The organism is uncultured Campylobacter sp., assembly GCF_938045405.1.
Classification (GTDB): Bacteria; Campylobacterota; Campylobacteria; order Campylobacterales; family Campylobacteraceae; genus Campylobacter_B.
This window is the reverse complement of the sequence record NZ_CALIMW010000003.1, coordinates 1-8,083: the sequence shown is the minus strand read 5'-3', so window position 1 is coordinate 8,083 and position 8,083 is coordinate 1. Positions and strand designations below refer to the sequence as shown.

Annotated in this window: 7 protein-coding genes and 1 pseudogene; 6 read left to right on the top strand and 2 right to left on the bottom strand. The window is 49.0% G+C overall.

Annotation, left to right across the window (positions count from 1 at the left end):
- The 3 genes and pseudogenes from Q0140_RS00100 to rho form a co-directional block, all read left to right on the top strand.
- Positions 1-531 (top strand): annotated as a pseudogene (locus Q0140_RS00100) (beta-ketoacyl-ACP synthase II); the annotation flags it as partial.
- A complete protein-coding gene (accA, locus tag Q0140_RS00095; RefSeq protein ID WP_291938084.1) occupies positions 531-1,469 on the top strand; it encodes an acetyl-CoA carboxylase carboxyl transferase subunit alpha in 939 nt (312 codons plus the stop codon). The pseudogene Q0140_RS00100 and the gene accA, both read left to right, overlap by 1 nt.
- Positions 1,470-1,530: 61 nt before the next feature.
- Positions 1,531-2,877 (top strand): transcription termination factor Rho, encoded by a 1,347-nt coding sequence (rho, locus tag Q0140_RS00090; RefSeq protein ID WP_005873347.1) that lies wholly within the window; start codon positions 1,531-1,533, stop codon positions 2,875-2,877.
- A 342-nt stretch (positions 2,878-3,219) separates the two neighbouring features.
- Here rho and Q0140_RS00085 read toward each other — a convergent pair whose 3' ends face one another.
- Both Q0140_RS00085 and Q0140_RS00080 read right to left on the bottom strand, forming a co-directional pair.
- A complete protein-coding gene (locus tag Q0140_RS00085; protein WP_297960298.1) occupies positions 3,220-4,050 on the bottom strand; it encodes a hypothetical protein in 831 nt (276 codons plus the stop codon).
- Between the two features lie 138 nt (positions 4,051-4,188).
- Positions 4,189-5,532, bottom strand: coding sequence for a sodium-dependent transporter (locus Q0140_RS00080; RefSeq protein ID WP_297960295.1), 1,344 nt, complete (start codon positions 5,530-5,532; stop codon positions 4,189-4,191).
- Positions 5,533-5,719: 187 nt separating this feature from the next.
- On the opposite strand from Q0140_RS00080, the gene thyX reads away from it, so the two are divergent.
- From thyX to Q0140_RS00065, 3 genes are all read left to right on the top strand, one after another.
- Positions 5,720-6,358 carry an FAD-dependent thymidylate synthase gene (gene thyX / locus Q0140_RS00075; RefSeq protein ID WP_297960292.1) on the top strand — a complete coding sequence of 213 codons (639 nt, stop codon included), beginning with the start codon at positions 5,720-5,722 and terminating at the stop codon, positions 6,356-6,358.
- Positions 6,359-6,393: 35 nt separating this feature from the next.
- Positions 6,394-7,140 (top strand): hypothetical protein, encoded by a 747-nt coding sequence (locus Q0140_RS00070; RefSeq protein ID WP_297960290.1) that lies wholly within the window; start codon positions 6,394-6,396, stop codon positions 7,138-7,140.
- A 220-nt stretch (positions 7,141-7,360) separates the two neighbouring features.
- Positions 7,361-7,957, top strand: a complete 597-nt coding sequence (locus tag Q0140_RS00065) for a DJ-1/PfpI family protein (protein WP_297960287.1) — start codon at positions 7,361-7,363, stop codon at positions 7,955-7,957.
- Positions 7,958-8,083 lie beyond the last annotated feature (126 nt).

Below are 8,083 nucleotides of genomic sequence, written 5' to 3'. Positions count from 1 at the left end.
GGTGAAGGCGCGGCGGCTTTAGTTTTAGAAGAGCTAGAGGACGCAAAAGCGCGCGGCGCTAAAATTTACGGCGAGCTCGTAGGATTCGGCGCTAGCGGCGATGCCTATCATATCACTTCGCCTAGCCTAGACGGTCCGATCCGCGCTATGAAAAAGGCCTACGAGATGGCGGGGCGCCCGAAGATTGATTATATCAACGCTCACGGAACATCGACTGCGATAAACGATAAAAACGAAACCGCGGCGTTAAAAGAGCTTTTCGGCGAGGGCAAAGTGCCTGCGGTCAGCTCCACCAAGGGTCAGCTGGGACACTGCTTGGGCGCTGCCGGAGCGGTAGAGGCTGCGATCAGCCTTTTAGCGATGCAAAACGGCATCATACCGCCTACGATAAATCAAATTTCAAAAGATCCAGATTGCGATTTGGACTATGTGCCAAACGTCGCTAGAAAAGCCAAACTCGATTGCGTCATGAGCAATAATTTCGGCTTCGGCGGCACGAACGCGTCGCTTATTTTCAAAAGAGTAGATTAATGGCGAGCTATCTGGACTTCGAAAAGTCTATAAAGCAGATCGACGAGGACATCACCGCTGCAAAAATTCGCGGCGATGAGGACGCAGTCGAAATTTTAAATAAGAACCTCGAAAAAGAAATTTCTAAAGTTTATAAGAATTTAAACGAATACCAAAGGCTTCAGCTTGCGCGCCATCCGGATCGCCCTTACGCGATCGATTATATTCGCGCGCTTTTGCAGGACGCCAGGGAGCTCCATGGCGACCGCGCCTTTAGAGACGATCCTTCGATCGTGTGTTATCTGGGCATTATGGGCAACCGTAAAATTGCCGTGATCGCCGAGCAGAAGGGTCGCGGTACCAAAAACAAGCTGAAGCGAAATTTCGGCATGCCGCATCCTGAGGGCTATCGTAAGGCTCTGCGCGTAGCGAAACTTGCCGAGAAATTTAACCTTCCTATTTTGTTTTTGATCGACACTCCGGGCGCATATCCGGGACTCGGAGCTGAGGAGCGCGGTCAAAGCGAGGCTATCGCGCGAAATTTATATGAGCTTAGCGATCTTAAAACCCCTACGATCGCCGTCGTTATCGGCGAGGGCGGTAGCGGCGGAGCTTTAGCGATCGGCGTGGCCGATCGTTTGGCGATGCTTCAAAACTCAATCTTTTCAGTCATCTCTCCCGAAGGCTGTGCTGCGATTTTGTGGAACGATCCAAGTAAGAGCGAGGCCGCTACGAAAGCGTTAAAGATCACCGCCGAGGAGCTAAAAGAGCTGGGCTTGATCGACGACGTGATCAAGGAGCCTAAAACGGGCGCCCACAGAGATAAAGACGGCGCGATAAAAGCGCTTGGAAACTACGTCTTAACCGAGCTGCACAAGCTAGACGATCTTAGCATAGACGAGCTCATCAGCAGAAGACAACAAAAAATTTTAAGGTTCGGTGCTTATAAAGAAAACTAAATTTTAAATTTCGCGACTTTTTTAAAACCAAATTTAATAACTTCACACTCTAAGAGGACAAATGGAAAATACAAATCAAAATTCCGCACAGACCGCCGTTTCAAATTCTAATCAAAACGGCAGAAAAACTTACGCTAAAACGCACGTTCCCGTCGAGGGCTACCAGATCGAGGAGCTCCGCTCGATGGATCTTGAAAATCTCATCGCCATAGCAGACGAGCTAGGCGTCGAGAACCCGCGAGAATTCCGTCGCCAAGCGCTCGTTTTTGAAATTTTACGCATGCAGACGAAGCAGGGCGGCTTCATACTTTTTACGGGGATTTTGGAGGTTACCGCCGAGGGTTACGGCTTTTTGCGCGGCATAGATTCAAATTTAAGCGACAGCGCCAACGACGCCTACGTGAGTCTAAGTCAGATCCGCAAATTTGCCCTGCGCGTCGGCGACATCGTCACGGGTCAGGTGCGCGAGCCGAAGGATCAGGAGAAGTACTACGCGCTCTTAAAGATCGAGGCGATCAATTACAAATCGATCCAAGAGGCCAGAGAGCGTCCGCTATTTGATAATCTCACGCCGCTTTTCCCGACCGAAAAGCTCAAGCTTGAATACGATCCTATGCGCCTTACCGGTCGCGTGCTCGATCTTTTCACCCCGATCGGCAAGGGGCAGCGCGGGCTCATCACGGCGCCTCCGCGTAGCGGTAAAACGGAGCTCATGAAGGAGCTTGCCAACGGCATTACGCGCAACCACCCCGAGGTCGAGCTTTTGGTGCTGCTAGTCGACGAGCGCCCCGAGGAGGTGACAGATATGGAGCGCAGCGTGCGCGGCGAGGTGTTTAGCTCGACCTTCGATCAGCCCGCGTTCAACCACGTCCGCGTCGCCGAGCTCGTCATCGAAAAGGCAAAACGCGCCGTCGAAAACGGCAAGGACGTCGTCATCTTGCTTGATAGCATCACCCGCCTTGCGCGCGCTTACAACACCGTCACGCCTAGCAGCGGCAAAGTCCTAAGCGGCGGCGTGGACGCAAATGCCCTGCATAAACCGAAGCGCTTCTTCGGTGCGGCACGAAATATCGAAAACGGCGGCTCGCTCACTATCGTCGCTACCGCGCTCATCGAGACCGGCTCGCGTATGGACGACGTGATCTTCGAGGAGTTCAAGGGCACGGGCAACAGCGAGATCATCCTCGATCGCAACATCTCGGATCGTAGAATTTACCCGGCGATCAACATTACCAAGTCCGGCACGCGCAAAGAGGAGCTTTTACAAGGCAGTGAAAATTTGCAAAAGATCTGGGCGTTGCGCTCGGCGATCTCGACGATGGACGACGTCGAGGCGCTAAAATTTTTATACGCCAAGATGCTAAAAACCAAAGACAACACCGAGCTGCTATCGATAATGAACGGCTAAATTCTTTAAATTTAGCCTTATTTAAAATTTTGCTCTAAATTTAGCGGCATAGTTTGCACCGCTTGCCGCGAATACCGCCACGTAGCTTCGTATGCGCTTTCAAAGCGGCGCATCTTTTTTTCAAACTCCACTATTTTAAGTTTAAATTTATCGCGATATTTGCTAAACGTTTTGCGCTCGTAGCACGAGGTGCGGCGCCGTCCGATAAAATTTTACTTCGGTAAAATCTATTCGTAAGATGTCAAGCGTAAAATTTTACGAGGAATTTTATGTTTTGCTACGCACGGAGCTAGGGCGCTTGATATCGTTACTTCAAATTAATATAATACTGCCAACATCATATCATTTCATAAGCTCAAAAAGCTTCATAAATCCTATATATCTGCTTCCGTGGTTGTCTAATCTAGCCTCATAACAATCAATAATACCGAGGCAGCTTTCTTCAGAATCTATATTTTTTAAAAACACATCAAAATCCCGTTTCGTGCTATTGAATATAAAATTTGGATCGTCACGATACCGCTTGCTCGGCTCATACTCATTGGGGATACGTTTTATCGCTATAAATTTCATACAAAATTGGCTTTCGCCCAGTATTCTATCAATAAACGATGTTTCTTTACGGCATTCTTTTATGGTGAAAGTATCTGATAAATAAATATTTGATGAATAATGCTGATCTAGAATAATCACTTTACCTTTTTCTTTTTCATAGTCTATTTTTCTATTGCCTTCAAATGGTCTATACGTGTAATTATCTCCCGCATCGACATTATTGACAGTATGGTGGTAGATAAAATCTGAAAAAGTCCATGGGATTTTTTCATCCGATACCATTTCGTCTGTAATATCTCTAAAAGGGAGTGAAGAATTTAAATCATGTATTAAATTAAAGTCCTTGTCATTTGAATGATTTTCAAAGATTTCGTTGATTTTAGAAATAGCTTCGTGAAATGTTAAGTTGGTATCTATGGTGTAAAGTTTATTGTATTTGGACTTCCCTTCATAATAATAATTTTCTAATTCGTCCTGTACGAAATTTTGCACCATCTCATCTTTGCTAAGCCATTTTAGATCACTAAAGCTAAACCCGCTGTAATTAAGCGCGCCGACGATTACACAAACGCCGAGCGCGGCGATTATGGCTTTGGTTAGAAATTTAAGAGCTTTCAAAATTTACTCCTTTAGCAAAACGCTAGTTAAAATACGAGCCTAACGGGCTACAATATTAAGCGGCCCTTTAAATTTAAGCTCACTCAAAAAGGGTTAAATTTAAACCCATGCCGCCTTTAAAATTAACCGAATCGCTTCTTACTTCCCGCTGAAAAACAGCAGATTTGCCATTATGATCACGATCGCGACGGGCGCTACGAAGCGCAGTGAAAAGTACCAAATTTTAAATCCAAGCTCGCCCATATCGGCGCCAAAAAGCCCGCGCAGGCGCCGCGCGTCCATCACGAAGCCCACGAATATCGCCGAGGTTAGAGCGCCCAGTGGCAGCATGACGTTTGAGCTTACGAAGTCCAAGCAGTCAAAAAAGCTCGCGCCGAAAAGCTTAAATTTGCTCGCATAATCCGCGTGCATCGATAGCAGCGAGCATGCGCCTAGCGCCGCTATGGCGCACCCTGAGATGCAGACTGCGCGCAAGCGCGAAATTTTAAATCTGCCGATGAGATAGAAGACGAATGGCTCGATCATCGAAACCGCGCTCGTGATCCCCGCGAAAAAGAGCGAGACGAAAAACGCGACTTCAAGCACCTGTCCCGCTAGCCCCATTTTTGCAAACATCGTAGTGAGCGAGACGAACACAAGCCCCGCACCCTGCGCGGGATCGGCGTGGAATTCGAAGATGAAGGTAAAGACGATGAGCCCCATCATCAGCCCGATCGCGATGTTGATAAATACGATGTTTACCGAGCTGCGCACGAGCCGCACACCCTCGCTAAGCGACGCCGCGTATGCCGCGATACAGCCGACGCCCACGCACAGGGTAAAGAGCGCGAGCCCGAGCGCGGAGAGGACGGAGTTAACGGTGATTTTACCGAAGTCGGGGTAGAAAAGAAATTTTGCCGCCGTGCCGAAGCCTTGCATCGTGCACGCATACGCAAGCATCGCAAGCAGCAGCACGAAAAGAAGCGGCATCATCACGATATTTAGCCGCTCGATGCCGCTTTTGATGCCGCGCGAGACGATGTAAAAGCACACGAGCGACATCACGCTAAAGCATGCTATCGCGATGATCGGGCTATCTTTTAGCAGAGCGGAAAATATCTCGCCGCTTTGCGCCATATCGCTTGGCAGCGAAAACGCCGACGTGATCGTGTATTTTAAGATCCAGCCCATCACGACGCTGTAAAATGAGTAGATGAGAAGCCCCGAGATCATAAAAAATCCCATCTTACTCCAAGCTTCTTTATGCGTAGGCGCCAGGCGTCTGAAGGAGTCCACGGGATCGCTCTCGCCGATCCTTCCGATACAAATTTCGCCGATAAAAAGGACGAAACTTACTAAAAACGTCAGCAAAAGATAGAGCAGGATGAAGGCGCTGCCGCCGTTTTGACCCACGAGAGTGGGGAATTTCCACGCGTTGCCAAGCCCCACGGCGCTGCCTGCGACGGCCAAGATAAAGCCGATGCGCGTAAATTTATCGTTCATTTTGCACCTTTTTTAAAATTTAGCCGCAATATTAGCAAATTCCAGCTTAAAGGCGGTATCTAAATTTTACCAAAGTCGCTTGAGAGAGCAAACGGAGCGGGATTTAGATATGAATATCCGAGCCCTGCTAAATTTTAAGTCCCGAAACGCTAAAATCATCCAAAAATTTTAAAACCAAAGGCAAAACATGCAAGTCAAACTTCTAAATTTCACTCCGCTTTGGGTCTGCTCAAACGCGATACGCACCTGCTGGCAGAGCTTTGAGCGCGGCGATTGCGGCGGCGCCAAAGACCTAGCGCTAATAGATCGCGTCGGCAACCAACTCAAGCACTCAAGCACGCTCGAACACCTCTACTACAACTTCTACATCAGCGGCATCTCGCGCGCGCTGCTTCAGGAGCTGGCGCGCCACCGCCTAGCAAGCCTTAGCGTAAAATCCACTCGCTACACTCTCAAAGAATTGCGCGGCGAGGACGGCTTCGCGCAAGGCGATTTCGAAAACGCCGCGCGATACATAGTGCTTACCGGCAACGAAGCGGTCGATAACGCAAGTATCGCGGCTCTTGAAAATCTACGCGTAATCTTACAAAGCCCAATCAGCCTTGATATCGCCAAATACTGCCTGCCCGAGTGCTATAAGAGCGAGCTTAGCTGGAGCATAAACGCACGCAGCTTGCAAAACTTTCTCGCTCTGCGCTCTAGCAAGGCGGCACTTTGGGAGATCCGCGAGCTTGCAGATAAAATTTACGAAGCGCTGCCGCAGGAGCATAAATTTATATTCCAAAGCTGCATGGCGGGCGGCGAAAAGACGCCTGGCGAGGAGTAGCGAGCGGGATAAAATTTAGATACAAAAGGGCTGCGATGATAAAACTTACGCAGATGAGAGCGACTTTTGAAAAGGAGGAGCCGAACGCGCTTTATCTGAGCTACTTGGGGTGGGTAAAAACCCTGATCCCGTTTTGGAGGCAGGCTGCTGCGAGGATCGCGGAGCTAAGCGGCACAGCGGATGAAAAAAGAGACAAGCATCTGCGAGTTATCGACGATTCTTTGCAGCTGATGCAAGCTTGGCGATTTAAAAAGATAAAATACGTGCAAACAAGAAGAAAAGAGATCGATAGCGCCATAAGTTTTATTCGAAACGGTGCCTTAACGCAGCAGGTATGCAGATACGCCTTTGCGCCCGTTTGCAGAAATTTAGCGGGCATTTTGCGCAGCTTTTTATACGTTTCTACCTTCGGCTATTCGGACGAGCAGCTTCCGACCGTATTTGCCCAAGATATTTACGGCATTGCGCTGTGTCATACCCTCTTTCCTTTCGATACGGGCGATTTTGTGTATTATCTGCCGCGAGAAAAATCCATCCACACCGACGACCCCGCCGATTTGGATAACTGGCATTTGATGATGGAGATAGCGGGCCGCGATTTAGGGATTTCTGCGTTGATTGAGCGGCTAAACGAACGCGCGTATGAAATTTGGACGAATTACAAAACGCCGTTTGAATGGAAATACGACGAGGGAGTTTGGAATTTAGAATTTGAGAATGTTTCAAAAAGGCTGCACTATGCGGGCGTGCGGGCTTTTTCTAATCTAAATAAAGCGGAATAAAAAACGCGCAAAATTTTAACCGCTTCTGAAATTTCATTCGCGGGCGGTAAAATTCTGTGAGTTTTTAATGCGGGTAAAATTTAAAATTTGTTTGAGCGGGTTTTTGGCAGCCTGCGGTATAAAATTTAGCCGCCGCGCATTTTACGACTTGCAGCGCCGAGAATTGCAGCGGCGGCAAACCGAAAGCTCATAGGCGAGCGATAAATTTAAAGGACGGATCATGAAAAATCTAGCGCTTGTGATGTTTAGCGGACAGACGCACCTCGATTTTGTGGGATTTTACGATTGTATGCTAAGGCTCAAAGCCGTTCGCCCGCAGCTTGAGATGAGGTTTTGCTCGCGCGAGCGGCGGGTTTCGGATAGCGGCGGCCTTACGATCGACGTGGGCGAGATCACTACGGATCTAGGCGGCTTTGATGCGGTTTTTGTGCCCGGCGGTATGGCGACGCGCCGCCTTAAAGACGATGCGGGCTTCATCTCGTGGCTCGCGACCGCGCGCGATGCGAAGTATAAGTTTAGCGTTTGCACCGGTTCGCTGCTTCTGGGCGCGGCGGGGTTTTTGCGAGGTAGACGCGCGACTACGCATCCGTTTTGCTATGATCTGCTGGCGCCTTACTGCGCGGATGTGGTGCACGAGCGGCTCGTGCGCGAAAGCCTGCCCGAAGGAGGCGAGATCATCACTGCTGGCGGCGTGAGCAGCTCTATCGAGCTTGGACTTTGCGTGATCGAAAAATTCGCAGGCGCCTCTGCGCGAGAGGCTGCCGCTGCGGCGATGGATTATCCGTATTACGGCCTTAGAAGCAAGCCTGTGCGATGAAATTTTAAAGCCGCTAAGATCGGCGGCGCGGTTTATAAATACCGCAGTAAATTTTAAAATAGAGAGGAGGTAAATCTTAATGCAAGCAGTAAAGATATTAAAAACATTGTGGAAAGTCATCAAGAT

What these genes read in the sequence shown, in the direction of transcription:
- accA (WP_291938084.1), top strand. Translation starts at nt 531, where the DNA reads ATGGCGAGCTATCTGGACTTCGAAAAGTCTATAAAGCAGATCGACGAG.
- rho (WP_005873347.1), top strand. Translation starts at nt 1,531, where the DNA reads ATGGAAAATACAAATCAAAATTCCGCACAGACCGCCGTTTCAAATTCT.
- Q0140_RS00080 (WP_297960295.1), bottom strand. Translation starts at nt 5,532, where the DNA reads ATGAACGATAAATTTACGCGCATCGGCTTTATCTTGGCCGTCGCAGGC.
- thyX (WP_297960292.1), top strand. Translation starts at nt 5,720, where the DNA reads ATGCAAGTCAAACTTCTAAATTTCACTCCGCTTTGGGTCTGCTCAAAC.
- Q0140_RS00070 (WP_297960290.1), top strand. Translation starts at nt 6,394, where the DNA reads ATGATAAAACTTACGCAGATGAGAGCGACTTTTGAAAAGGAGGAGCCG.
- Q0140_RS00065 (WP_297960287.1), top strand. Translation starts at nt 7,361, where the DNA reads ATGAAAAATCTAGCGCTTGTGATGTTTAGCGGACAGACGCACCTCGAT.